Consider the following 23,105-nt stretch of genomic DNA (forward strand, 5'->3'; position numbering starts at 1 on the left):
GCTTCCCTCGGAGCTTCGCCTGGGCCGGCATCGCGCGATCTCGTCAATGTGACCGACCGCACACTTTCCTGCCCATGACACCCCCTTCAACCGCGTTCTGCTGCCTACATCGCAGATCTGTCTCACCGCAATTGGTTAACTCGGCACATAGGGATCCGGAGACGCAGATGCGCGCGATCGGGGACGAGCCATTCGACTCGGCTCCCGAGCCCTCAAAGCCCCTCCGGGCAACGCTGAGCACAGAGTGATTCCGAGGACAGGTCTCGTCACTCGTACAGAAACGGTGAACGCCATGCTGCACACTCGGACGCTCCAAGATCACCTTCGGACCGACATTCAACTCGGTTTCACTCTGTTGGTGCAGCTGTTCTTCCTGCTCCTGTTGTCATCGGCAAGCGGCATGTCCGAGGCAGCGACAGCGGGCGAGGTCCGACTCGCGTGGAATGCAGTGAACGACAGCCGAGTGGCTCGCTATGAACTGCACTACGGGACCGCCAGTAAAACCTACAACTCGAAGGTCCAAGTCACGACGGCTTCAGCCACCGTCTCCGGTCTGACGGGCGGCTCGAAATACTTCTTCGCGACGCGTGCGTGCACGAGCGACGGAGCACTCTGCAGCACCTTCTCCAACGAGGTGAATGTCAGTATTCCGGCGACCGCCCAGTTGACGCCGGCATTGACTACCCCGAGCGGCACGGCAAACCTGACGGCAGAGGGTGCGACCGACTGGGTCCATTGGGGCATCGACAAGCCCGCGAGCATCAGCCGCAAGGCAAGTGCAGCAACGCCGATCGGGGCCTTGACAACGATCGGCGGAACTTCATCGCGCTTCGCCAACACGGCCCGTTTGGCGTACAGCTGGACCAACGGAACGCCCAAGGCCAGTGCAACGACCCGAGCAGGTCTCTACATCAGCGGCCTAAACAAGGGGTACGAGCTGCGTGTGCCGGCGGATACGAGCGCACGGACCCTGACCCTCTACCTCGGCGGCTTCAAGACGCGCGGGCGGATCGAGGTTCGCCTCAGCGACAACAGCGCACCGGCGTACACCAAAACGGTCGAGAATCTCAATGCCGCATTCGATCGGCGCCTCGCCCTGAACTATCGGGCCGCCAGTGCAGGCCAGACCCTGATCGTGCGCTACACCCAGGCCATCAGCGGCGGCAACGTCTCCATCCAAGCGGCAACCCTGCGAAACAGCGCAACAACAGCCACGGCTTCTATTAAGACCATGGCCGAAGAGCAGAACACGTCAACCGCAAGCGCCGGCGTTCCATCTGACCCGAGTACGGCTGCAAACGTGGTCGCGGCGACGGGCCCGGCGATCGAGATCGGCGAGGTGGAGATCAATCAGGAATGGCAGCGTGTCGAGCTCCGGCGCGAACTCAAAGACCCGGTTGTCGTAGTCAAGGCGTTGAGCAGTTACGACGCCGAGCCGGCGATCGTCCGGGTCGACGCGATCGACTCCAGAGGCTTCTCGATCCGCGTGCAGGAGTGGGACTCTCTCGACGGCGCGCATGACTTGGAGACCATTTCTTATCTCGTGATGGAGCGCGGACGTCATCAACTCGCCAACGGGGCGTGGGTCGAGGCCGGCTCGCTGGTCACGGGCACGACGCTGGCATTCCAACGTCATCTCTTCAGCGCCCCCTTTGAAGACGCCCCGGTGGTCTTCGCCACCGTCGCCAGCTTCAACGAGAGCGACGCCGTCACGGCACGACTGCACGCCATCGAGACCGACGGGTTCGACGTCGGGTTGCGCGAGCAGGAGGCCAATGTGCAACAGCATCTGCCCGAACGTGTCGACTTCATCGCCTGGGAGGCATCCTCGGGTGTCGTCGACGGGCTGAGATACGAGGTCGGCCGCACCGGTCGCAAGGTCGACCACAAGGCATACAACCTGGTCTACCAAACCGCCTTCGTGCAGCCTCCGGTACTCGTCGCCGACATGCAAACGACCCATGGCGACGACACGGCGGCCCTGCGGTGGCAGAATTTGAACGTCGAGTCGGTGGACCTGCGAGTGCAGGAAGAGCAGTCGCGTGATCGGGAGACGACGCACGTGCTCGAGGATGTCGGGTACTTCATCGCCGACGTCGAATAGGACTCGAACCGGGCCGTGTCCGATGCCGCAGCGCCTCTTCGGAGGCGCTGCGGCTTCTCGTTATGCGAACGCGGCGCGGAACCGATCCAGGAAGGAGTCGTATTCCGCCTCGGGGAGCAGGTTGATCCCCGCCGCCGCCTTGCGTCCGCCGCCGCTCGGAAAACTGCGACAGAGCACATCCGCGCCGTCCGGGCGCGCGAGCGGCGCGCGGACACTGACGAGAAATCCGCCCGCGGGCAACAGGGTCAGCATGGCGTGAGCCTGCTCGGGCGCCTGCTGGGCCAGCTCGTTGGCGAAAACGCCGCTGGCACGGCGCGCCCAAGGCTCGGCCGGGAGGATGAAGAGACGGTGCCGCTCGCTCTCGAACGCGGGGGCGACGGCGCGCGCTCGGGCCATGTCGTCGGCATAGCCGTCGCGCAGGGCGGCAAACGTCCGATCCTCGACGATAAAGGTCAAGGGATCGGCATAGGGCTGCAAGCTGCGGAACAGCACGTCCGGGGCAAACAAGAGGTCCTCGACCGTCTCGCCGTAACCGTTGTAGTTGAGAAAGATGCCGAGATCGCGCAGCAGCCCGAGCTCGCCTTCGGTCAGGCCCAAGGGCTCGGCGGCGCGTCGGGCGGACGTGTCGAAGTTGTCACCGAAGGTCCCGACCACGGCCCATGCGCGTTGCGCGCCCTGAAGATAGTCGTCGACCAGCAGACTGGTCCCCTTGTCGGGCAGCGTCTCGATGTGGACATCCAGCGCCGGGTGGGCCGGGATCTCGCCGGCGAAGTGGTGATCGAAATAGCGGATGCGCGCACCCTGCCCCAGCAAACGCTCGACCGCACGGCGATTCTTGTCGAACGAGATATCGAGCGCGGTGACTTGGTCGCCCTCGACCGCGTCGACCCGCTCGAGCAGGTCGATATCGCGTTTCACACCGGTGACCAGGATGCTCTCGATCGGCTCGGCCAGGCGCAGTTGCTGCAGGGCACAGAGACCGTCGGCATCGCCGTTGAAAACATCGTAATGACTCATCTGGAAAACCGTTTGCGTGCAGAAGGATGTCGGCCGATTATCCGCCGAACCGCCCGGCCGGTCCAAATCCGCATCCCCTCTCGCCGATGCCCGACGACGCCGTTCACGCCGGACATGGTCTAGCCGGCGTTGCTCGAGGCGTTCGCGATCGGTAGACTTCGTAATCCACTCAAGTCTCCGACGGGGACGGGCCGCTTGGCGAGCCGACGGGCAGATTGCCCCGAGAACCCCAGCTCGCGATTCCGGCGATCCGACCCAACCTCTTTACGCATCCTCTATTTGGAACCACCATGGCCATCGAGCAGACCCTGTCCATCATCAAGCCCAACGCGGTGGCGAAGAACGCCATCGGCGCCATCCTGAGCCGTTTCGAAGCCGCCGGGCTGCAAATCGTCGCCGCGCGGATGCTCCACATGAGCAAGGAGCAGGCTTCGGCCTTTTACGGTATTCACCAAGGCAAGCCCTTCTTCGACGAACTGGTCGCGTTCATGACCTCCGGTCCGGTGATGGTCCAGGTGCTCGAAGGCGAAGACGCAGTCGCGAAGAATCGCGACATCATGGGTGCGACCAACCCGGCCAATGCCGCACCGGGCACCATCCGTGCGGACTTCGCCGATTCATTCACCGAAAACGCAGCGCACGGCTCGGATGCCGCGGATACCGCGGCCGTCGAGATCGCCTTCTTCTTCCCGGAAGGCGTCTGCCCGCGCACCCGCTGAGGATCCCCGTGACCAACGCCGAGCTCAAGCCCAATCTACTCGACCTGGATCTTGCCGACTGCGAGAGACTGGTGCTCGGGCTCGGTTTCAAGGCGTTTCACGGCCGCAGCCTCTTCAAGTGGATCCACAAGCACGGCGTCGTCGATTACGACGCCATGACGGACCTGTCCAGGGCGCTGCGCGATGCGCTGCGCGAGACCGTCGAGATCCGCCTGCCGCGCATCATCCACGATCAGCCCTCCGCGGACGGCACCATCAAGTGGATCATGGAGCTCGAAGACGGCCAGCGCATCGAGACCGTCTTTATCCCGGAAGGACGCCGCACCACCATCTGCGTCTCCTCGCAGGTGGGTTGCGCGCTCAACTGCTCCTTCTGCGCGACCGCGACACAGGGTTTCAACCGCAACCTGACGGTCGGGGAGATCGCCGGTCAGATCTGGCATGCGACACGACAGATGGGCTCCGCGCCCTCCAACGTGGTCATGATGGGCATGGGTGAGCCGCTGGCCAACTTCGATGCCGTCGTCAAGGCGATGGACATCATGCAGGACGATTTCGCCTACATGATCGCCAAGACGCGCCTCACACTCAGCACCTCGGGTATCGTCCCGAATATTTATCGGCTGCGCGAGGTAAGCGACGTCTCGCTGGCCGTCTCGCTGCATGCACCCAACGATGCCCTGCGCGACGAGCTGGTCCCGATCAATCGCAAGTACCCGCTCGCCGAGCTGCTGCCGGCCTGCAAGGCGTACGTGGGCACCGACAAGCGCCGCCGTATCACCTGGGAATACGTGATGCTCGACGGCATCAACGACAGTCTCGCGCATGCCAAACAGATGATCCGCCTGCTCGAGGGGATTCCGTCGAAGGTCAACCTGATCCCCTTCAACCCCTTCCCCGGAAACCAGTACGGCACCTCGCCGCCCGAGCGCATCGAGGCCTTTCGTGCACGGCTCGCCGGTGCCGGCATCTTCACCATGACCCGCAAGACACGCGGCGACGAGATCGCGGCTGCCTGCGGACAGCTCGTCGGGCGGGTTGAGGATCGCACCCGTCGGCTCGGGCGCTCTGCGGTCGCGATCCCGTTGAGCGACGGGGTCCGGACCGGGAAGGCGGCGACGCCATGGCCATGACCGGTCACCTCGCCGGCCGGCTCATGACGAACGCAGTCCTGGTGACGAGCGCACTCTGTTTCGGCTTGGTCGGCTGCGCGAGCAAAGCGACTCAGCAAGATTCCGATCCGCTCGGGCTCGATCCGCAGGACAGCCCCGCGGCCCTTTACGTCGAGATGGCCGAGGAGTACTACAACCGCGGCCAGACCGAGGTCGCATTCCGTCGCGCTCAGCAGGCGATCGAGGCCGACAAGAATTACCCCAAGGCCCACGTGTGGCTGGCCTTTATGTACGAGGAGATGGGTAAGCCCGACCTCGCGGCCACGCATTACGAGCGCGCCGTCAAGCTCGCGCCGAACAACTCGGATGTCCTCTATGCGTTCGGCGCCTATCAGTGTCGACAAAAGCGCTACACCGAGGCAGATGTTTACTTCAAGAAGGCGCTGGACAACCCACTCTACTCGACTCCTTGGGTCGCAATGACCAACGCGGGCACCTGTGCGAGCAGCGCCGGTGACGCTGTGAAGGCGGAAGGCTACTATCGCGCTGCCGTCGCCGCCAACCCCGGCTTCGGCCCGGCGCTGGTGAAGCTCGCGGAGATCGAGCTCAAACGCGGCAACATGCAGGGGGCAAAGCTCTATCTGGATCGCTACTTCGAGCCGACGACCTTGCGCACCCCTGCGACGGCCCGGGAGGCACTCGCCACCGCGGTCACGACCGAACGTGCACTGGGTAACCGAGCACGCGCAGCCGAGTACGAGAAGGCGTTGCGCGCAAACTTTCCGGATGCGTCCGAGACCCGCGAGCTGTAGGGACCTCAAGAGTGACAAACCAGACACAATCGACCGACCCGAACGACCAGAACGTGGTCGAGTTCGGCGATAGCCCGGGGCGACGCCTGCGGGTGCAGCGCCAATCTCGTGGCCTGGCGATCGAGCGGATCGCCTCGCAGCTACACCTCAAGCCCGAGATCATCGAGGCGCTCGAACAGGATCGCTTCGACCTCTTGCCCGACCCGGTCTTCATCACCGGCTATCTGCGCAACTACGCGCGCATGCTCGGCCTTGACCCGACGCCACTGATTGCCGCCTACCAAGCCCACGCCGGGACACCGAAGAGCTTCGAGCCAACCCGCCCGATCCCCGGATCCGATCGCGATTCCGGCGGCACCCGCATCCTGGTGCGCCTCGTCAGCCTCGCCTTGGCCGCCGCGGTCGTCGCGATGATTGCACTTTGGTGGCACGATCGCCCCGAGCTCGCCCCGGAGCTGGGCCTCGACACGACGGAACCGGATCCGCTGGTCATGGATGCCGAGGGCAGTGGCGAGAGCGAAGGCGTCGATACGCCGGCAGCCGAGATCACCGAGCAGACGCCCGAAGCGGTGACCGAAGCGACCCCGGCGGATGGCCTCGCAACACCGGGGGAGCCCGAGGCGCCGATCACCGAGCGTTCCGAGGTCGACCCCGATCGACCCGGCACCCGCCTCGTCTCGCCCGCATCCATACCCGATTCGGCGCCCGAATTGTCACCTGAGCCGTCGACCGAGCCGACAGCCGACCCGGTCGCCGAGACCACCAGCGGGCCGCTTCAAACGGCTGCGACGTCTGATGTCGACACCACGACGCCCGTCCCCGAGACCACGACGGCGACGAAGGGCATCGTCCTTGAGTTTACGGGTCCCTCTTGGCTCGAGGTCCGCGACGCCGCCGGACAGCGCCTGATCGCCGGCGAGATGAAGGCCGGGGATCGGCAGGAGTTGACGGGGCAAGCCCCTTTCCGGATCACCGTCGGGCGAGTCAACAACAGCAGCATGACGGTCGACGGCAAGCCCTTCGATCTGGAAGGTCGTTCGCGCGGCAACGTGGCGCGCTTCTCGTTCGATCCCGCATCGCCCGAGTGACGGTGCGCTCAGGCCGAACCCATCCGAGCGTCGCCCGCACACATCGAGCCGCCGAACATGAGTAAATACATCCAGGCCATTCGCGGGATGCACGACATCCTGCCCGAGGCCGTCGCCACCTGGCATCGCATCGAGGACACCGCGCGCACCATCCTCGCGGGCTACGGCTATGCCGAGATCCGCACGCCGATCATCGAGGTCACGGATCTGTTCAAGCGCTCCATCGGCGAGGTCACCGACATCGTCGAGAAGGAGATGTACAGCTTCGAGGATCGCAACGGCGACAGCCTGAGTCTGCGCCCGGAGGGAACCGCGAGCTGCGTGCGCGCCGCGATCGAGCACGGACTGCTCGTCCAGCCCCAGCGCCTGTGGTATCGCGGCCCGATGTTCCGCCACGAGCGCCCGCAGCGCGGCCGTTACCGGCAGTTCAATCAGATCGGTGCCGAGGTCTTCGGGCTCGCGGGACCGGATATCGATCTCGAGCTGATCCTGCTGACCGCAAGGCTGTGGCGCACGCTCGGCTTGAACGGCCTGCGTCTCGAGATCAACAGCCTCGGCGACCCCGAGGAGCGCCGGCTTTATCGCGAGCAGCTGGTGAGCTATCTGGACGCGCGGCGCGAGCATCTGGACGCCGAGAGTCTGCGGCGTCTGCACACCAATCCTCTGCGCGTCCTGGACTCCAAACACCCGGAGACACAGAAGGTCGTCGCCGATGCGCCGACGCTGATGGACCACCTCGGCGAGGAGAGCCTGGTACACTTTCACGGCATCCGTCACGGTCTGGATCAGGCGGGTATCCCCTACCGTCTCAATCCGCGGCTGGTGCGGGGTCTGGACTACTACAACCGCACTGTGTTCGAGTGGATCACCGAGGACCTGGGCGCCCAAGGCACCGTCTGTGCCGGCGGCCGCTACGACGGACTGGTCGAGCAGCTCGGTGGCCGCGCAACACCGGCCGTCGGTTTCGCCTTGGGCCTCGAGCGCTTGGTGGAGCTGCTCGCGCTCGCGGGTCACGCCGGCGAGCCTACGGTGCATGCCTACCTGGTCGCGGTCGGCGATCAGGCCCAGCTCGAGGCCCCGATCTTGGCCGAGCGTCTGCGCGATGCCCTGCCCCGCCTGCGACTCATGTCTCACTGCGGCGGCGGCAGCTTCAAAAGCCAGTTCAAGAAGGCCGACAGGAGCGGCGCCACCTTCGCACTCGTCCTCGGCGAGGCGGAGCTGGTGCAGGGCATCGTCGGCGTCAAACCCTTGCGGGACGACAGCGGTCAGCAGGAGCTCGGGTTCGACGGTTTGGTCGATTTCCTGACCCGCGAGATCGAGAGCCCGGATTGATGGCCGCGGGCGGCGACGTCAGCTAGGCCGAACGGGAATCCACGCCACAACGGAGAGCGAAGTGAGTTACGAGACCGACGACGAAAAAGTCGAAGCCATCAAGACTTGGTGGAAAGAGAACGGCGTGGCGATCGTCATGGGAATCGCCATCGGCCTGGGCGCCATCGTCGGCTGGCGCTACTGGGGCGATTATCGCGACAGCGTCGCCGGCCAAGGCTCGGCGGTCTTCGATCAGGTGCTCTCAAACGCCGCGACCGGTCAGACCGAGGCGGTCGTGACCCAGGCCCGCATGCTGAGCGACGAATTCGCCTCGACGCCCTATGCGGCGCTCGGCGCGCTGGTCGAGGCGAAGGCGCTCTACGAGTCCGGCCAAGCCGAGTCGGCCATGACCGCCTTGACCGGAGTGATCGCCGCCGCACCGGACCCCGCGCTGGCCCGCATCGCAGCGCTTCGCCTGGCGCGGATTCAGGTTGCCGAGGGCCGTCTGGACGAAGCGGCCAAGACCGTTGCGGATCACGACACCAGTCCCGAGTTTGCCGGGGACTTCGCCGCGGTGCGAGGCGACATCGCCGCTGCACGGGGGGATACCGTCGCGGCACGCGCGGCCTACGAGCAGGCGATCGCCGAAGGGACCGGGTTCTCGCAGTTGATCCGTCTCAAGCTCGACAACCTACCCGCCGCCGGATAGCGGTCGGAGAGCCGTCTATGGTCACGCAATCGAAAGCGGGCGCCGCCCGACTCGGGGTACTGCTTCTCGCCGGCCTGTTGAGCGGTTGCGGAATGATCCCCTGGATCGGCGCCGACAAGGATCCTACACCACCGACCAAGCTCACGGAGATCGTGCAGACGGTCGGCTTGACGACCCTCTGGTCGGCGCGAGTGACGCGCGGCACGGCCGAGCGGCGGCTCTATTTGGTTCCGGTGCTCGCCGCCGACCGACTCTATGTCGCCGATTCACGCGGTCGGTTGGTCGCCGTCGCCGCGGACAGCGGTCGCGTCCTCTGGGAGCGCGACACGGATCTGCAGTTCAGCGGCGGCCCCGATGTGAAGGGCGACCGCTTGGTCATCGGCACCAGTCGGGGCGAGCTCCTCGCCTTCTCCAGCAGCGACGGCAAGGAGCTCTGGAGGACTCAGCTCGGCAGCGAGGTCCTCTCGGTCCCCCGCCTGACGGACACGGCGCAAATCATCGTCCACACCCTCGACGACAGCATCTACGGGATCGATGCCAACACCGGCGCCCAGCAATGGCGTGTCAATTATCCGGCGCCCGTGCTCACCTTGCGCGGCAGCAGCAGTCCGGTCGTAACACCCACCGGGATTCTCGTCGGTCTCTCCGGCGGCAAGCTCCTGAACCTCGACCCCGCCGACGGCACCCCGCTCTGGGAGGTCGCCATCACCCGCCCGAGCGGGCGTTCCGAGCTCTCGCGCATCGCCGACATCGATGCCGACCCGGTCGTGATCGGGACCATTGCCTTCGTCGGCTCCTACAACGGCGACTTGGCCGCCGTCGACATCACCACCGGCACCATCATCTGGCGACGCGAGCTCTCCGCACACGCCGGACTCGCCGCCGATGCCTCCGACCTCTTCATCACGGACTCGAGCGACCAGATCTGGGGCGCGGACCCGAGCGACGGCGCCGGGCGCTGGCGCCAGGAGGGCTTGCGCTACCGTCAGGTGACCGCCCCGGCGTTGGTAGGCAACCTGATCGCGGTGGGCGACCTGGACGGCTATGTCCACCTGCTCACGCGCGCCGACGGGCGTCTGGTCGGGCGCACCCGCATTACAGGGAAAGGGGCGATTACGGCACGACCCTTGGTCGTCGGCAACCGTCTCTACGTCTTCGCCGACGACGGTACCCTGGCCGCATTGAGCATCGGCGGTGCACCCGCCGCCAAGATGGGCCTGCGCGGCAGCGCGCCCGCCGACGCCGGTGCAGCCTCGCGCGATGTCGACACCGCACCGGCCGATTCGCCGGGATCCGCATCACCGGAGTCCAGCCCCTGAACGGCATGCTGCCCGTCATTACCCTCCTCGGCCGGCCCAACGTGGGCAAGTCGACGCTCTTCAATCGCCTGACGCACACGCGGGATGCACTGGTTGCGGACTTTCCCGGCCTGACCCGAGATCGCCAATACGGGATCGGCGTCGTGGGGCCGAGCCGCTATGTCATCGTCGACACCGGCGGCATCAGCCAGGCCGTCGACGGGGTCGAGGCCCTGATGGAGCGCCAAGTCCAGCTCGCGATCGACGAGGCGGATCATCTGCTCTTCCTCGTCGACGCGCGCGACGGCTGCACCCCCGGCGACATCGAGATCTCCGCTCGGCTGCGCCGCATGGGCAAGCCGGTCAGCCTGGTGGTCAACAAAAGCGACACCATGGACCCGGTGCTGGCCACCGCCGATTTCCATCGACTCGGTCTCGGCGAGCCCAGGGCGGTCTCGGCCACCCACGGGCGCGGCGTGCAGGACCTCATCGACGCGGTCTTCGCCGGATTTCCGGCGGCCGACGAGGAGGGTGTCGGCGCCGCGCAGACCGAGGAAGGCATCCGCGTCGCGATCGTCGGGCGCCCGAACGCGGGCAAATCGACACTCATCAACCGCATCCTCGGCGACGACCGGCTGGTCACCTTCGACAGTCCCGGCACGACGCGCGACAGCATCTTCGTGCCTTTCGAGCAACAGGGTCGCCACTACACCCTGATCGACACCGCGGGCATGCGTCGCCGCGCCCGGGTCGACGACGTGATCGAGAAGTTCAGCGTCATCAAGACACTCCAGGCGATCGACGCGGCCAACGTCGTCATCCTCGTGCTCGATGCACACGAGGGCGTCGGCGAGCAGGACGCCACGCTCGCGGGACATATCATCGAGCGCGGACGCGCACTGGTGGTCGCGATCAACAAGTGGGACGGACTGGACCCCGACCAACGCGAGCAGATCAAGACCCAGTTCGCGCGCAAGCTCGCCTTTCTCGACTTCGCCAAGATGCACCTGGTCTCCGCACTGCACGGCAGCGGCGTGGGCCTCCTGCTCGACGAGGTCGAAAAGGCCTATGCCAATGCCACACGCAACCTCTCCACACCCGAGCTGACGCGACTGCTCGAGGACGCCGTCCAGGAGCATCAACCGCCGCTGGTTCACGGGCGGCGCATCAAGCTGCGCTATGCCCACCAAGGCGGACGCAACCCGCCCATCATCATCATCCACGGCAACCAGACCGAGTCGGTCCCGGACACCTACAAGCGCTATCTGATCAACCGCTTCAGGCGCGAGCTCAAGCTCCTCGGCACCCCGTTGCGGATCGAGTTCAAGAGCGGCACCAATCCCTTCGCGGGTCGCCGCAACAAGCTCACACCCAGCCAGATCAAGAATCGCCAGCGCCTCAAGACGTTCGTCAACCGCAAGCGATAGGCGAAAACCCGGAATAGACGCGTCCGGAAGACGCCGATTCGATCTCGCTATCGGCCGCCTAAACCGCGTCCAGAGCGACATGCTCATTTTCGAGTGAGCTCGATGTTTGAACGTTTGGTGCATCCACGACCCTTAGCGGGGACGCGGTTTAAAATGATCTATTTTTTAATCTCTTAAACCGCGCCGACTCCAACGGTCGTCAAGTCTGCCGGGGCCGATCCCATCAAAAAACATCGCATACGGCACCGGGCGCGGTTTAACGCTCGACCGAGGATCGACGTGATTCAGGAATCTCCCATTACCGATATCGCGCAGATCATCCAGCTTGCGGTTGCGCCGGTGTTTCTGCTTTCGGGTATCGGCGCCATGCTCGCGGTCATGACCAACCGGTTGTCGCGCGTCGTAGATCGAGCTCGCAGGGTTGAAACAGAGGCCAAAGCAAATCTCGAGGATGGAACGGATCCGGAGCCCGAGCTCAAGCTCTTGTCTCGTCGAGCAAAGCTGATCGGCCTCTCGATCGGGCTATGCACCATCACCGCCCTCCTGGTCTCCACGGTGATTGCGATCCTCTTCCTCGGGGCCTTTCTGACCTTCGATGCAGCGGTCCTAGTGGCACTGCTCTTCATTGCCGCAATGTTCGCGTTCATCGCAGCCTTGTTGTTCTTCCTGCGCGAGGTCCTGCTGGCCACGGCCGGCCTGCGATTTTTGCGACGGCCACCAGCTTCGACGCCCGGCGTCAAGCAATCGTGACGCTGGGTTTCGTGCCGATTCTTCGGTGTGCGAGCGCGCGCGGAGTCGATCGGCAGAGGGCGCCGCCCGGATGGGATTCAAGATCGGTCACAAAACTGGCACACTTGCCGATGGACGAGAAAGACCGGCGGCGAAGATGGCCGGTCGCCATATCCACTACCGAGGTCCGACCACAGCATGAGCGACTCAGTCAAGTATCTGCTCGACGAGCAGCATCTCCCGCGCACTTGGTACAACATCAACGCCGATCTTCCGACGCCTCTCGATCCGGTGCTGCATCCGGGCACCCAACAGCCGATTACGGCGGACGATCTGGCGGTAATCTTCCCGCGTGCCGTGATCGAGCAGGAGATGAGCACCGAGCGCGAGATCGAGATCCCCGACCCCGTACGCGAGGTCTATCGGCAGTGGCGCCCGTCGCCGCTCTACCGGGCACGTCGGCTGGAGAAGGCGCTCAAGACGCCGGCGAAGATCTACTACAAGTACGAGGGCGTGAGCCCCGCCGGCAGTCATAAGCCCAATACCGCCATCCCGCAGGCCTTCTACAACAAACAGGAAGGCGTCAAACGCATCACCACCGAGACCGGGGCCGGTCAATGGGGCTCGTCGCTCGCCTTGGCAGGATCCATGTTCGGCCTCGAGATCGTCGTCTACATGGTCAAGGTGAGCTTCCACCACAAGCCGTATCGACGCGCCTTCATGGAGACCTTCGGGGCCCAGTGCATCGCCAGCCCGAGCGAGACGACCGCGTCCGGACGCGCCGTCCTCGCTGAGCATCCCGACAGTACCGGCAGTCTCGGCATCGCCATCAGCGAGGCCGTCGAGCTGGCCGCCCAGCGCGACGACACCAAGTATGCGCTCGGCAGCGTACTGAACCACGTCCTGCTGCACCAGACGGTGACCGGTCTCGAGGCACAAAAGCAGCTGGAGATGGCCGGCGACTACCCGGACATGATCATCGGCTGCACCGGCGGCGGGAGCAACTTCGCCGGCATCGCCTTCCCCTTCCTGGGCGAGAAGCTGCGCGGCGGACGCGACATCGAGCTGATCGCGGTCGAGCCCTCGGCCTGTCCGACGCTGACGAAGGGTCTCTTCGCCTACGACTACGGCGATACCGCGAAGCTGACCCCGTTGGTGAAGATGTATACGCTCGGCTCCAGCTTCGTTCCGCCTGGCTTCCATGCGGGCGGGCTGCGTTATCACGGCATGGCGCCCCAGATCAGCCATCTGACCAAGCTCGGCTACATCACGCCGACCTCCTATAATCAGTTGGACTGCTTTGCCGCCGGCATCCAGTTTGCCAAGGCCGAGGGCATCATCCCGGCACCCGAGGCCAACCATGCCGTGAAGGCCGCGATCGTGGAGGCGGAGAAGTGCCGCGAGTCCGGCGAGGCCAAGACCATCCTCTTCAACCTTTGCGGACACGGCAACTTCGACATGCAGGCCTATACCGATTACCTGGCCGGCAAGCTGAAGGATCTGACCTACGCCGAGGACGAGGTCGCGATGGCGTTGTCGGGGCTTCCGAGTATCGGCTAGATCGCAGACAGGCCAGCGCAAGCCGAGGCGACGCCAGGAGAATCACGATGACCCGGGATCGTTCTCGGCGCGCAGTGCCCTTAACGGCGATCTTGATGATGCTCGTTGCGGCTGCGTCCGGCGGCGCCGAGGCTCCGCCGGACGATCGAGAGTCGACGACCGCGCCCGATACAGAGATCGAAGCCTTGACCCTGCGTCTCCTCGGTATGGAGGGAAAGCTCAAGGAATCCGCACATGCCCGCAAGAGCGCCGATCAAGCCCGCATGGAGGCGGAGCGCCGGCTTGCGGAGGGAAGCCAGGAGATCGAGCGCCTCAATGGCGAGGTGCAGCGCCTCAAGGAGGCGCTGCTCGACCTCGAGCGGACCCTCAGCGAGCGCGACGGGAAAATCTCGGAGCTCGATGCCCGCAGACTCTCGCTCACCACTGCCCACGAGGCACTCGAGCGCCGGTTCGAGGCGCTCCGGGCACGGGTCCCTCCGCAGGACGGCGGCACACTCGATCAGGAGCAGGCGCGTCAGGCCGCGAGCGATGCCTATAGGGAGCTGCGCAAGACACTGCAGGATCCGGACGTGAAAAGGGATTCAATCGCGGGGCAGGCAGTCAATGCCGCCGAGAAGGTCCTACACCAGCGTCAACTCGCGCTGGCACGCGTGCTGGACGCTCAAGGTGCCTATCGAATCCGCCCCAACGACTCGTTGGCATTGATCAGCAGTCGATGCTACGGCGACAGCAGTCAATGGCGTGCTCTGTTCGAGGCGAATCGTCATGTCCTCGAAGACCCCGATCAACTGATGCCCGGAGTGACGCTGGTCGTACCTTGAGCCTTGCCGCTGGCGAAACGCCGAAGCAGGCCGACCACCAAGCCTTCGATGACCAGATCTTGCGTGCGCAGATCGACCGGGATCGGCTCGAAGCTCGGATTCTCGGGCATCAGATACACCCGGTCGGACCCGTTTCCTTCCCGACGCAGGCGCTTGACCGTGACCTCGTCGCCCAAACGGGCCACCACGATCTGGCCGTCGCGCGCCTCGGAGGTCGCATGGACCGCCAGAAGGTCGCCGTCGAGGATTCCGGCATCGCGCATGCTGCTGCCGCGAACCCGCAACAGATAGTCCGCGCGGGGATGAAACAGGTCCGGATTGACCGGGCATGAGTCCTCGATATGTGCAGCGGCCAGGATGGGACTGCCGGCGGCGACACGCCCGATGATCGGAAGCTCGACCGCACGAGCGGCGGCGTGATCGACAAGCCTGATACCGCGCGAACGCCCCCGCGTCAGCTCGATCGCACCGTGCCGGGCCAAGGCGCGCAGATGATCTTCGGCCGCGTTGGCGGAACGAAAACCGAAGGTCCGGGCAATCTCCGCGCGTGTCGGCGGTACCCCGGTTTCGTGGATATGCGACCTGATCAGCTCCAGGATCTGCTGCTGCCGAGGGGTCAGGTCAGTGTTCATGTCGGAGAATCGCTCGACGAAATAGGCTGTTATTTTATACAGCCTCACAGGATTATCCATCGATGAACAAAGAAAAGCGCAGGCGTCTCTTCGAGCGTCTTCGCGCCGCCAACCCGGCGCCGACCACGGAGTTGGTGTATCGCACGCCCTTCGAGCTCCTGGTGGCGGTGATCTTGTCGGCACAGGCGACGGACAAGGGGGTCAACAAAGCCACGGCGCGCCTATTCGCGGTCGCCGATACGCCCGAGGCGATCCTCGCCTTGGGCGAAGAGGGCCTCAAGGCGCATATCCGCACCATCGGACTCTTCAACAGCAAGGCTGCCAACATCATCAAGACCTGTGCGATCCTGGTCGGGGAGCACGGCGGTCAGGTCCCGCGCGAGCGCAAGGCCCTGGAGGCGCTGCCCGGCGTCGGACGCAAGACGGCCAACGTGGTTCTCAATACCGCCTTCGGCGAGCCGACGATGGCCGTCGACACCCATATCTTCCGCGTCGCCAACCGCACCGGGCTGGCGCCCGGAAAGACGCCGCTCGCGGTCGAGCAGGCATTGCTGCGCCATATCCCCAAGATCTTTCTGAAGGACGCCCATCACTGGCTGATCCTGCACGGGCGCTATGTCTGTCTCGCACGCAAACCGCGCTGTCCCGAATGCCCGATCGCCGATCTCTGCGACTATCGGGACAAGACGCCGCCGCCGTGACACAAGGATCGAACGCCATTGCCAAACGAACCGTCAAAACACGGCCTGTCCAAGGCTGTATCGAGCCCGAATCCCCTGTATTCCATCGAGATTCTCAAACCATGTTCGCAAACGACCGTGAAAGCCATCGTCGCACCTTCATCACCGCTTGGGAGAAGGCCCAAGCCGGGCAACCCCTGGAGCCTGTCGAGGCTCAGATCGTCGAGGTCCTGCACCGACACCCCGAATATCACCGTCTCATGGCGGAGACCGAGAAGACCCTGGAGCGCGACTATCTCCCCGAGCAGGGCGAATCCAATCCATTCCTGCACATGGGCCTGCACCTCGCCATCCTCGAGCAGTTGAGCGTCGATCAGCCTGCGGGCATCCGTGGGCTCTATAGCCGCCTCATACAGATCACCGGCGACCCGCACGAGACCGAGCACCGCATCATGGAATGCCTCGCCGAAGCACTCTGGACGCTGCAACGCAACCAAACACCCTTCGACGCCGCGGGGTACCTCGAGTGCGTGGAACGCGCTGCCGGCGGGAGTCGACCGGGCCACTGATTTTCGTGACGGGCCTGTTACACTGAAAGAGACGGGAGCCGCGGGGCGCGGCGACGTATGACCCCGCATCAAAGAGGCGATCGTCCCGTCTCACCCAAGGCCCCGGCCGCAGCGCGGTCGGGCTCAGCACGGGAGTAAGACGACATCATGTTGACTTGGATACTGGCCGCCGACAACAGCCGCGCACGCATCTTCGCCACCGAGAAATCGGCAGGCGCGCTGCGCGAGATCCACACGCTGACCTTCCCGGAAGGCCGGCTTCACGAGGGCGATCTGACAACCGACAAGGGCGGTCGAGGTCATGACCCCATGTCAGGGGCGCACGGTATCAACGGCGAGGAGGCGCACAAGCAGGAGAATGCCGAACGCTTCGCCGGTCTGGTTTGCGAGACGCTGGAGAGCGCGCGCAACAAAGGGGAGCTTCAAAAGCTCTACGTCATCGCTGCTCCGGCTTTCTTGGGGATGCTGCGAAAACATCAGTCCCCTTCGCTCAAACAGCTGGTTGCCGGGGAGATCGACAAAAACCTGACGACCCAGAGCCCCGAGGCGATCCGCAAGAGTCTGCCGGATTTTCTCTGAGTCGGGCGCGCCCGGGAATCTGATCTGGATCGGAGCGCTCCACGCCACGGGACCCGTGGGTTGTGCCGAGCCATGCGAGGCACAACCTCCCGTCCAGGACACGCTCAGTCTCCTCCCGCGGCCTTGTCGAGCGCTTCGAGACGCTCCAGCTTCTCGCGGATCCGGATCTCCAGACCGCGATCGACCGGCCTGTAATAGCGTCGTCCCGCCAACGCATCCGGGAGATAGGTCTCCCCCGCCGCATATCCCTCGGGCTCGTCGTGGGCATAGCGATAAGCACGGCCATGACCCAGCTCTTTGAGCAGTTTGGTCGGGGCATTGCGTAGATGGACGGGCACATCCAGCGAGCCGGATGACCGGGCGTCGGCCAGGGCCGCGTTCCAGGCCAGATAAACCGCGTTGCTCTTGGCGGCGCAGGCGAGATAGACGACCGCCTGGGCGAGTGCCAGCTCGCCCTCCGGGGAGCCGAGACGCTCATGCGCCTGCCAGGCGTTGAGTGCCAGGTCCAGTGCACGCGGATCGGCGTTGCCGATGTCCTCGCTCGCCATCCGCACGATGCGCCGCGCCACATAGAGCGGATCGCAGCCGCCGTCGATCATCCGCGCCAGCCAATAGAGCGCGGCGTTTGGGTCCGATCCACGCACCGACTTATGCAGCGCCGAGATCTGGTCGTAGAAGATGTCCCCGCCCTTGTCGAAGCGTCGCACGCTGCCGGCAATCACCTCCGCGACGGTCGCCGACGTGATCTCCTCGCCCGCCGTCATCCGGGCCGCCAATTCGAGCAGATTCAGCGCCCGACGGGCATCGCCGTCGGCGCTGCGCGCAAGCAGATTCGCGGCCTCCTCGGACAGGCGCAACCCACGATCGCCGAGTCCCTGAACCGGGTCTGAGAGGGCGCGCGCGAGGACGCGCTCGATGTCCTCCGTCTCCAAGGCATGAAGCAGATAGACCCGTGCACGCGAGAGCAGTGCATTGTTCAACGCAAACGATGGATTCTCGGTCGTAGCCCCGATAAAGGTCAGGGTGCCGTCTTCGACATGCGGCAGGAAGGCATCCTGCTGGGCCTTGTTGAAACGGTGCACCTCGTCGATGAAGAGCAATGTGGGTCGCTGCTCCAGATCACGCACCGTCCGTGCCGTGGCAACCGCGTCGCGGATGTCCTTCACGCCCGCAAGGACGGCGGACAAGCTGAGGAAGCGCGCACCCGATACCCGCGAGATGACACGCGCGAGCGTGGTCTTACCGGAGCCGGGCGGCCCCCAGAAGATCATCGAATGGAGTTGGCCCGACTCGATCGCCTCACGCAACGGCTTGCCCGGTGCGAGCAGGTGCTGCTGGCCGAAGAATCCGTCCAATGTTGTCGGACGCATCCGCTCGGCGAGTGGCGCATCAGTCATTCTGAACCGCGTCCGAAGCGGTGACCACCGGTCCACCGGAGCCCGACGCCCGGCAGTACTCGAGACATTCGCGGCGAACGCGGTTCAGAAGAAAAAATTAAACTCCTGAAGCGCGTCTGCGCCGACGCCCGTTGAGATCCGCAAGGGCGATCCGAACAGCAAACAGTACAGGTCATACCGAGACGCGCTTCAGTCGAAGGAGAGAAAATCGTCCATCGCCCCCTGCTCCATCTTGAACAGATCCGGGCTCAGCTCGGCGTTGCGCTCCGCACCCGTGAAGTTCAGCCGGGTAGTCTGCCCGAAGCTGTCTTCCATGATGAGACTTTCCAGGTTGTCCTTGCCGAATCCGAGCTCGATTCGAAGGACGTCGGTGTCCTGTGCCTTGGGGACCAGCTCGACCCAGGTCCGGCCGTCGGTGCTTTCGATCGGCGACGCCTCGAAGTGTTTTTCGATCGGTCCGCCGTCGGCCAGAAGCAGCGCCGGCGTTCCGCTCAGAGCCCGACTCTGGCTCTGATGCGAAACCTGCTTGAGCTCCAGATCGTGGAGATAGACCCGGCTGCCGTCGGCGATGATGACTTGGCGGTTCGGGGTGCTGTACTCCCAGCGGAAACGGCCCGGGCGCTGCAGATAAAGTGTGCCGCGCGACTCCATCATCCGAGTGCGCTCGGCATTGAAGGTGAACTGCTCGAAGTCGGCGCGCAGGCTGCTGAGTCCGGCCAGATAATCGTTGACCCGCTGTGCGCCCTCGGCGGCGTATGCAGTCGCACTCCCGAACAGAAGGATCAGCGGCAAGAGCACGGCGAGCACGACAAGGCGCAAGCGCGATGATCGACCGGTATTTGCAAAACGCCTCGGGTGATGCCCGAACCGATCAACCAAGCGGACGAAATCTCTCATATGAAATCCTGAATACGCCGACATGAACCACGGAAGACACGAAAAAACGCGAAAGATTCAGATCAGTCCTTGATCGGCGGAGGTGCCAACACCTCGCGATTGCCATTGGTTTCGGCCGGACCGACGATCCCGATCCGCTCCATCTCCTCGATCATGCGCGCCGCTCGGTTGTAGCCGATCTTCAGACGTCGTTGTACCCCCGAGATGGAGGCACGCCGGCTTTCGACAACAATCTGGACCGCATCGTCGAACAGCGGATCCGTATCCTCGGTGTCGCCGCGCGGCTCCGGATCGATGCCGGGCAGCACTTCGGTCGGCTCGCGCAGCACGTCCTGCAGATACTGGGGAGCACCGAACTGCTTGAGGTGCTCGACGATCCGATGGACCTCGTGATCGTCCACGAAGGCGCCGTGCACGCGCTGCGGGATGTTGCCGCCCGGCGGCAGATAGAGCATGTCGCCGTTGCCGAGCAGCTGCTCGGCGCCCATCTGATCCAGGACGGTGCGCGAGTCGATCCGCGAGGACACTTGGAAGGCGATGCGGGTGGGGATGTTGGCCTTGATGAGCCCGGTCAGGACATCGACCGACGGGCGTTGGGTGGCGAGCAGGAGATGGATACCCGAGGCGCGTGCCTTCTGTGCCAGGCGCGCGATCAGCTCTTCCACTTTCTTGCCGACCACCATCATCATGTCCGCCAGCTCGTCGATCACCACGACGATATAGGGCAGATGCTCCAGCGCAGGCACCTCGATACCCTGCTCGGCGGCGAAATCGGCCGCGATGGTGGGGTCCGGGATGGTGCGGCCTTGCGCCGCCGCGTCGGCGATCTGACGGTTGTAGCCGCCGATGTTGCGCACCCCGAGCTTTGCCATCAGGCGATAGCGGCGTTCCATCTCCCCGACACACCAGCGCAGCGCGTTGGCCGCTTCCTTCATGTCGGTCACGACGGGCGTCAGCAAATGTGGGATCCCCTCGTAAACCGAGAGCTCGAGCATCTTCGGATCGACCATGATGAGCCGCACGTCCTGCGGTCCGGCCTTGTAGAGCAGGCTCAGGATCATGGCGTTGATGGCCACCGATTTACCCGAGCCGGTCGTGCCGGCGATCAGCACGTGCGGCATCTTGGCCAGATCCACGACGACCGGCAGACCGGAGATGTCGCTGCCCAGACCCAAGGTCAGGGGCGACTTGGCGTCCTGATAGGTCGCCGAGCCGAAGGTCTGGCGCAGAAAGACCGTCTCGCGCTGCTGATTGGGGATCTCGATGCCGATCACCGACTTGCCCGGGATGACCTCCACCACGCGCACGCTGATGGTCGAGAGCGCGCGGGCCAGATCCTTCGCCAGTCCGGTGATCTTGCTGACCTTGATGCCGGGTGCGAGCTCAAGCTCGAAGAGCGTGACGACCGGACCGGGATAGACGGCGACGACCTGGACCTGGACGCCGAAATCGGCGAGCTTGAGCTCGACCTGTCGCGAGAGATCCTCGATCTGCTCGTCCGAGTAGGCGCGTCCGCTCGGACGCGGGAGATCGAGCAGGTCGAGCGGCGGAAGACTGACCTCGTCGGTCCGACCGGTTGCGGCATGGGTGGCGCAAGCAGCCTGTACCGAAGGGGCCTGTGTGGCGGGGATCTGCGGCTCCGGCCGGGTCACCGGGCGCGGCGGCGTCTTGATCCGCGGTGCCGCCGCCGGCACGGGTTTCTGACCACGCTTGAGATCATCGAGCGACAGGGTCTCTGGTTCGGCCATGGCCTCCCGGACACGCCGCGGAAGCCCCTCGAAACGACGACCGGGCCGCTCGCCGGGCTCATGACCCGGTGCTTCGGCGCCGGTTGCTTCCGTGCCGGTCGCGTCCTGCAAGCGCGAGCGCATCGATGGTCCGTCGGATTGCGTCGGGTCGATCAGGTTCAATGCCTCGGGAAGCCCGGTCGACTCCGCCGCTGCGGCAGCCTGCCGACGCAACACCAGGCCCGTCGCAGCACCCTGCACGAGATTCGCGACCCAGGCCGCGGCCTGCAGAACGGCAGCGCCCGTGTTGTCGACCACCTTGAGCCAGGAGATCCCCACGAAGAGCGTAAAGCCGACCAAAAGGGCACCGCCGAGCAAAAGATTGGTACCCGTGCTGTTGAACGCGGCGCGCATGCTACCGCTGACAAGCAGGCCCAGACCGCCGCCGGCGCCGTTCGGCAGATGGGCGCCGAGCTCGGCGAGATGGATCGCGGCATAGCCGCAGCCGGCAACGATGGTGATGAAGAACCCGATCCAGCGCAGCGCCAGGATCCAGGTGCGCGGCGCCGGCTCCTCGCCGCGGCCGCGGAACACCAGCCAGGCGCTCCAGCCGACCATCACCGGGAGCAGATAGGCGAAGAACCCAAACAGAAACAGCGTGACATCGGCAAACCAGGCACCGGCCCGTCCGGCCGAGTTGCTGACCTGCGAGACGTCGCCGACGTAGGACCAACCCGGGTCATCCGGTGAGTAGCTGGCCAGAGCGAGCACCAGATAGAGCGCCACGACCATGAGTGTCCACATGGCGCCCTCGCGGAGCGCGCGCTCCACGTAGTCGCTGAACGTCAACTGCCCGTATCGTGTCGCCTGCGCCATGACTCTCTCCGAAATTTTGGCTCCCCATAATACCGTTGCCGGTGCTTCTTAGGGTAGTTTCGATGACCGGATCCGTCCTGAACCCCGCCTGAGTCAGGGCGATGACCGCACCGGCAAGCGCCGCGGGATTTGCGGTCAGCCGGGCGAGGTCTCGTCCATTGCGCCCGTCAACCACTCCTGAACGGACTCGGCCGGCGGCTGCACCGCGAGGACCGGACCCAAGGAGGCGATCTGTTCGTTGGCCTTGCGCATCCAGACCTTGAGCCGCTGGCGATCCATCAGACCCAGCCCGCCCGGTCGACTCTGGCCGGCGGCCCAGAAGCTCGCCGCGAGATGGTCGACCTTGCGCATCGTGGCCGCGTGCAGCTCGGGGAGCTCGATGAAGCGGGCACCGACGGCCTCGGCGGCGACGCGGGCCGGAGAGTTGCGGAACGCGGAGAAATCCTTTCCGCGACCGTAGTTCTGCACCACGACATAGGAGGCCGCATCCGCATAGCGGTCGACGAGGCGCTGGAGCAAACCGATGCCGTCGGCCCCGTCGTCCATGACATGCCAGAAGACCACTCCGACCCCTTCGTCGGCAGCAAGCGTGAGAAAGTCGTTCTGATCGATCCAGCGAAACAAGGGCGCAGAGGTCTGGGCGGCCAGGTCGACCAGCACATTCTGCGGCGCCGCAAGCGCGGCCTCCATCAACTGATCGGCATCCTCGAAGGCGTCGAGCAAGACGGGTCTGGAGTAGTCGCCGTAGAAGCGGAGCATGGCCCCATGGGATTGGTCGGTGTCGAAGACCGTAAAGGGTTGGTTGTTGTCGATATGATGTTGCGCGAGCAGGCGGGCCAGCACGGACTTGCCGACGCCGCCCTTCTCGCCGCCGATGAAATGGATCTTGCTCATGTGTGGATGCTCCGGGTGTACGCGTTGATGGGCGCGGAGCATGCACCGAGGGCGAGCGTCTCGCAAGGCCCGGCCGAAGGCTGTCCCTCGGTGCCGTAGGCGATGCCGAACCGCACGACGCGCCGAGCCACGCAGGATAGATCCCGG

General features: G+C 64.9%; 21 protein-coding genes. 15 read left to right on the plus strand and 6 right to left on the minus strand.

Annotated features, from left to right (window positions below; all coding sequences use genetic code 11):
• Positions 1-292: 292 nt before the first annotated feature.
• Positions 293-2,104: a phage tail protein gene (locus BLV04_RS11065; RefSeq protein ID WP_139191909.1), complete on the plus strand. Its 1,812-nt coding sequence runs from the start codon at positions 293-295 to the stop codon at positions 2,102-2,104.
• 60 nt (positions 2,105-2,164) lie between these two features.
• Here the strand turns inward: BLV04_RS11065 and BLV04_RS11070 are convergent, their stop codons facing one another.
• Complete coding sequence (locus BLV04_RS11070; protein WP_093031531.1) at positions 2,165-3,121, minus strand: acetyltransferase; 957 nt, start codon at positions 3,119-3,121, stop codon at positions 2,165-2,167.
• A gap of 290 nt (positions 3,122-3,411) precedes the next feature.
• Here BLV04_RS11070 and ndk point away from each other — a divergent pair, with 290 nt between their 5' ends.
• From ndk to BLV04_RS11125, 11 genes are all read left to right on the plus strand, one after another.
• Positions 3,412-3,840 (plus strand): nucleoside-diphosphate kinase, encoded by a 429-nt coding sequence (gene ndk, locus BLV04_RS11075; protein WP_093031534.1) that lies wholly within the window; start codon positions 3,412-3,414, stop codon positions 3,838-3,840.
• An 8-nt stretch (positions 3,841-3,848) separates the two neighbouring features.
• Positions 3,849-4,973: a dual-specificity RNA methyltransferase RlmN gene (rlmN, locus tag BLV04_RS11080; protein WP_093031537.1), complete on the plus strand. Its 1,125-nt coding sequence runs from the start codon at positions 3,849-3,851 to the stop codon at positions 4,971-4,973.
• Positions 4,964-5,764: a type IV pilus biogenesis/stability protein PilW gene (pilW, locus tag BLV04_RS11085; protein ID WP_245731847.1), complete on the plus strand. Its 801-nt coding sequence runs from the start codon at positions 4,964-4,966 to the stop codon at positions 5,762-5,764. The genes rlmN and pilW overlap by 10 nt, the downstream gene beginning before the upstream one ends.
• Positions 5,765-5,775: 11 nt before the next feature.
• Positions 5,776-6,852: a RodZ domain-containing protein gene (locus tag BLV04_RS11090; RefSeq protein ID WP_093031543.1), complete on the plus strand. Its 1,077-nt coding sequence runs from the start codon at positions 5,776-5,778 to the stop codon at positions 6,850-6,852.
• Positions 6,853-6,909: 57 nt separating this feature from the next.
• The gene (gene hisS, locus BLV04_RS11095; protein WP_093031546.1) at positions 6,910-8,184 is read left to right on the plus strand and encodes a histidine--tRNA ligase; all 1,275 of its coding nucleotides are present in this window, start codon (positions 6,910-6,912) and stop codon (positions 8,182-8,184) included.
• 61 nt (positions 8,185-8,245) lie between these two features.
• Complete coding sequence (locus tag BLV04_RS11100; RefSeq protein WP_093031549.1) at positions 8,246-8,872, plus strand: YfgM family protein; 627 nt, start codon at positions 8,246-8,248, stop codon at positions 8,870-8,872.
• A gap of 17 nt (positions 8,873-8,889) precedes the next feature.
• Positions 8,890-10,191, plus strand: coding sequence for an outer membrane protein assembly factor BamB (gene bamB, locus BLV04_RS11105; RefSeq protein ID WP_093031551.1), 1,302 nt, complete (start codon positions 8,890-8,892; stop codon positions 10,189-10,191).
• 5 nt (positions 10,192-10,196) lie between these two features.
• The gene (der, locus tag BLV04_RS11110) at positions 10,197-11,597 is read left to right on the plus strand and encodes a ribosome biogenesis GTPase Der (RefSeq protein WP_093031554.1); all 1,401 of its coding nucleotides are present in this window, start codon (positions 10,197-10,199) and stop codon (positions 11,595-11,597) included.
• Between the two features lie 279 nt (positions 11,598-11,876).
• The gene (locus tag BLV04_RS11115) at positions 11,877-12,347 is read left to right on the plus strand and encodes a DUF2721 domain-containing protein (RefSeq protein WP_093031556.1); all 471 of its coding nucleotides are present in this window, start codon (positions 11,877-11,879) and stop codon (positions 12,345-12,347) included.
• Between the two features lie 177 nt (positions 12,348-12,524).
• Positions 12,525-13,886, plus strand: coding sequence for a TrpB-like pyridoxal phosphate-dependent enzyme (locus tag BLV04_RS11120; protein ID WP_093031559.1), 1,362 nt, complete (start codon positions 12,525-12,527; stop codon positions 13,884-13,886).
• Between the two features lie 47 nt (positions 13,887-13,933).
• Positions 13,934-14,707 carry a LysM peptidoglycan-binding domain-containing protein gene (locus BLV04_RS11125; protein WP_139191910.1) on the plus strand — a complete coding sequence of 258 codons (774 nt, stop codon included), beginning with the start codon at positions 13,934-13,936 and terminating at the stop codon, positions 14,705-14,707.
• Here the strand turns inward: BLV04_RS11125 and lexA are convergent.
• Positions 14,671-15,339 (minus strand): transcriptional repressor LexA, encoded by a 669-nt coding sequence (lexA, locus tag BLV04_RS11130; protein ID WP_093031565.1) that lies wholly within the window; start codon positions 15,337-15,339, stop codon positions 14,671-14,673. The two genes, BLV04_RS11125 and lexA, sit on opposite strands and share 37 nt — an antisense overlap.
• Before the next feature lie 62 nt (positions 15,340-15,401).
• On the opposite strand from lexA, the gene nth reads away from it, so the two are divergent.
• The 3 genes from nth to BLV04_RS11145 all read left to right on the plus strand — a co-directional run bounded on the left by nth (position 15,402) and on the right by BLV04_RS11145 (position 17,167).
• Positions 15,402-16,040 carry an endonuclease III gene (gene nth / locus BLV04_RS11135; protein WP_093031568.1) on the plus strand — a complete coding sequence of 213 codons (639 nt, stop codon included), beginning with the start codon at positions 15,402-15,404 and terminating at the stop codon, positions 16,038-16,040.
• A 101-nt stretch (positions 16,041-16,141) separates the two neighbouring features.
• Entirely contained in the window at positions 16,142-16,588 is a 447-nt protein-coding gene (locus BLV04_RS11140; protein ID WP_093031571.1) for a DUF1841 family protein, read from the plus strand.
• A gap of 147 nt (positions 16,589-16,735) precedes the next feature.
• Complete coding sequence (locus BLV04_RS11145) at positions 16,736-17,167, plus strand: host attachment protein (RefSeq protein ID WP_093031574.1); 432 nt, start codon at positions 16,736-16,738, stop codon at positions 17,165-17,167.
• A 104-nt stretch (positions 17,168-17,271) separates the two neighbouring features.
• Here the strand turns inward: BLV04_RS11145 and BLV04_RS11150 are convergent, their stop codons facing one another.
• From BLV04_RS11150 to BLV04_RS11165, 4 genes are all read right to left on the minus strand, one after another.
• Entirely contained in the window at positions 17,272-18,564 is a 1,293-nt protein-coding gene (locus BLV04_RS11150) for a replication-associated recombination protein A (protein ID WP_093031577.1), read from the minus strand.
• A 189-nt stretch (positions 18,565-18,753) separates the two neighbouring features.
• On the minus strand, positions 18,754-19,461 hold the full coding sequence (lolA, locus tag BLV04_RS11155) for an outer membrane lipoprotein periplasmic chaperone LolA (protein ID WP_093031580.1): 708 nt from the start codon (positions 19,459-19,461) through the stop codon (positions 18,754-18,756).
• Positions 19,462-19,523: 62 nt separating this feature from the next.
• Positions 19,524-22,064: a DNA translocase FtsK gene (locus BLV04_RS11160; protein WP_093031583.1), complete on the minus strand. Its 2,541-nt coding sequence runs from the start codon at positions 22,062-22,064 to the stop codon at positions 19,524-19,526.
• A 135-nt stretch (positions 22,065-22,199) separates the two neighbouring features.
• Entirely contained in the window at positions 22,200-22,958 is a 759-nt protein-coding gene (locus BLV04_RS11165) for a P-loop NTPase family protein (RefSeq protein ID WP_093031586.1), read from the minus strand.
• Positions 22,959-23,105 lie beyond the last annotated feature (147 nt).

Origin of the sequence: Thiocapsa roseopersicina (genome assembly GCF_900106925.1) — a bacterium.
Taxonomy (GTDB): Bacteria; Pseudomonadota; Gammaproteobacteria; order Chromatiales; family Chromatiaceae; genus Thiocapsa; species Thiocapsa roseopersicina.

What these genes read in the sequence shown, in the direction of transcription:
- ndk (WP_093031534.1), top strand. Translation starts at nt 3,412, where the DNA reads ATGGCCATCGAGCAGACCCTGTCCATCATCAAGCCCAACGCGGTGGCG.
- hisS (WP_093031546.1), top strand. Translation starts at nt 6,910, where the DNA reads ATGAGTAAATACATCCAGGCCATTCGCGGGATGCACGACATCCTGCCC.
- BLV04_RS11120 (WP_093031559.1), top strand. Translation starts at nt 12,525, where the DNA reads ATGAGCGACTCAGTCAAGTATCTGCTCGACGAGCAGCATCTCCCGCGC.
- lexA (WP_093031565.1), bottom strand. Translation starts at nt 15,339, where the DNA reads ATGAACACTGACCTGACCCCTCGGCAGCAGCAGATCCTGGAGCTGATC.
- BLV04_RS11165 (WP_093031586.1), bottom strand. Translation starts at nt 22,958, where the DNA reads ATGAGCAAGATCCATTTCATCGGCGGCGAGAAGGGCGGCGTCGGCAAG.
- BLV04_RS11150 (WP_093031577.1), bottom strand. Translation starts at nt 18,564, where the DNA reads ATGACTGATGCGCCACTCGCCGAGCGGATGCGTCCGACAACATTGGAC.
- BLV04_RS11125 (WP_139191910.1), top strand. Translation starts at nt 13,934, where the DNA reads ATGACCCGGGATCGTTCTCGGCGCGCAGTGCCCTTAACGGCGATCTTG.
- BLV04_RS11145 (WP_093031574.1), top strand. Translation starts at nt 16,736, where the DNA reads ATGTTGACTTGGATACTGGCCGCCGACAACAGCCGCGCACGCATCTTC.
- BLV04_RS11140 (WP_093031571.1), top strand. Translation starts at nt 16,142, where the DNA reads ATGTTCGCAAACGACCGTGAAAGCCATCGTCGCACCTTCATCACCGCT.
- lolA (WP_093031580.1), bottom strand. Translation starts at nt 19,461, where the DNA reads ATGAGAGATTTCGTCCGCTTGGTTGATCGGTTCGGGCATCACCCGAGG.
- pilW (WP_245731847.1), top strand. Translation starts at nt 4,964, where the DNA reads ATGGCCATGACCGGTCACCTCGCCGGCCGGCTCATGACGAACGCAGTC.
- bamB (WP_093031551.1), top strand. Translation starts at nt 8,890, where the DNA reads ATGGTCACGCAATCGAAAGCGGGCGCCGCCCGACTCGGGGTACTGCTT.
- BLV04_RS11160 (WP_093031583.1), bottom strand. Translation starts at nt 22,064, where the DNA reads ATGGCGCAGGCGACACGATACGGGCAGTTGACGTTCAGCGACTACGTG.
- nth (WP_093031568.1), top strand. Translation starts at nt 15,402, where the DNA reads ATGAACAAAGAAAAGCGCAGGCGTCTCTTCGAGCGTCTTCGCGCCGCC.
- der (WP_093031554.1), top strand. Translation starts at nt 10,197, where the DNA reads ATGCTGCCCGTCATTACCCTCCTCGGCCGGCCCAACGTGGGCAAGTCG.
- BLV04_RS11065 (WP_139191909.1), top strand. Translation starts at nt 293, where the DNA reads ATGCTGCACACTCGGACGCTCCAAGATCACCTTCGGACCGACATTCAA.
- BLV04_RS11070 (WP_093031531.1), bottom strand. Translation starts at nt 3,121, where the DNA reads ATGAGTCATTACGATGTTTTCAACGGCGATGCCGACGGTCTCTGTGCC.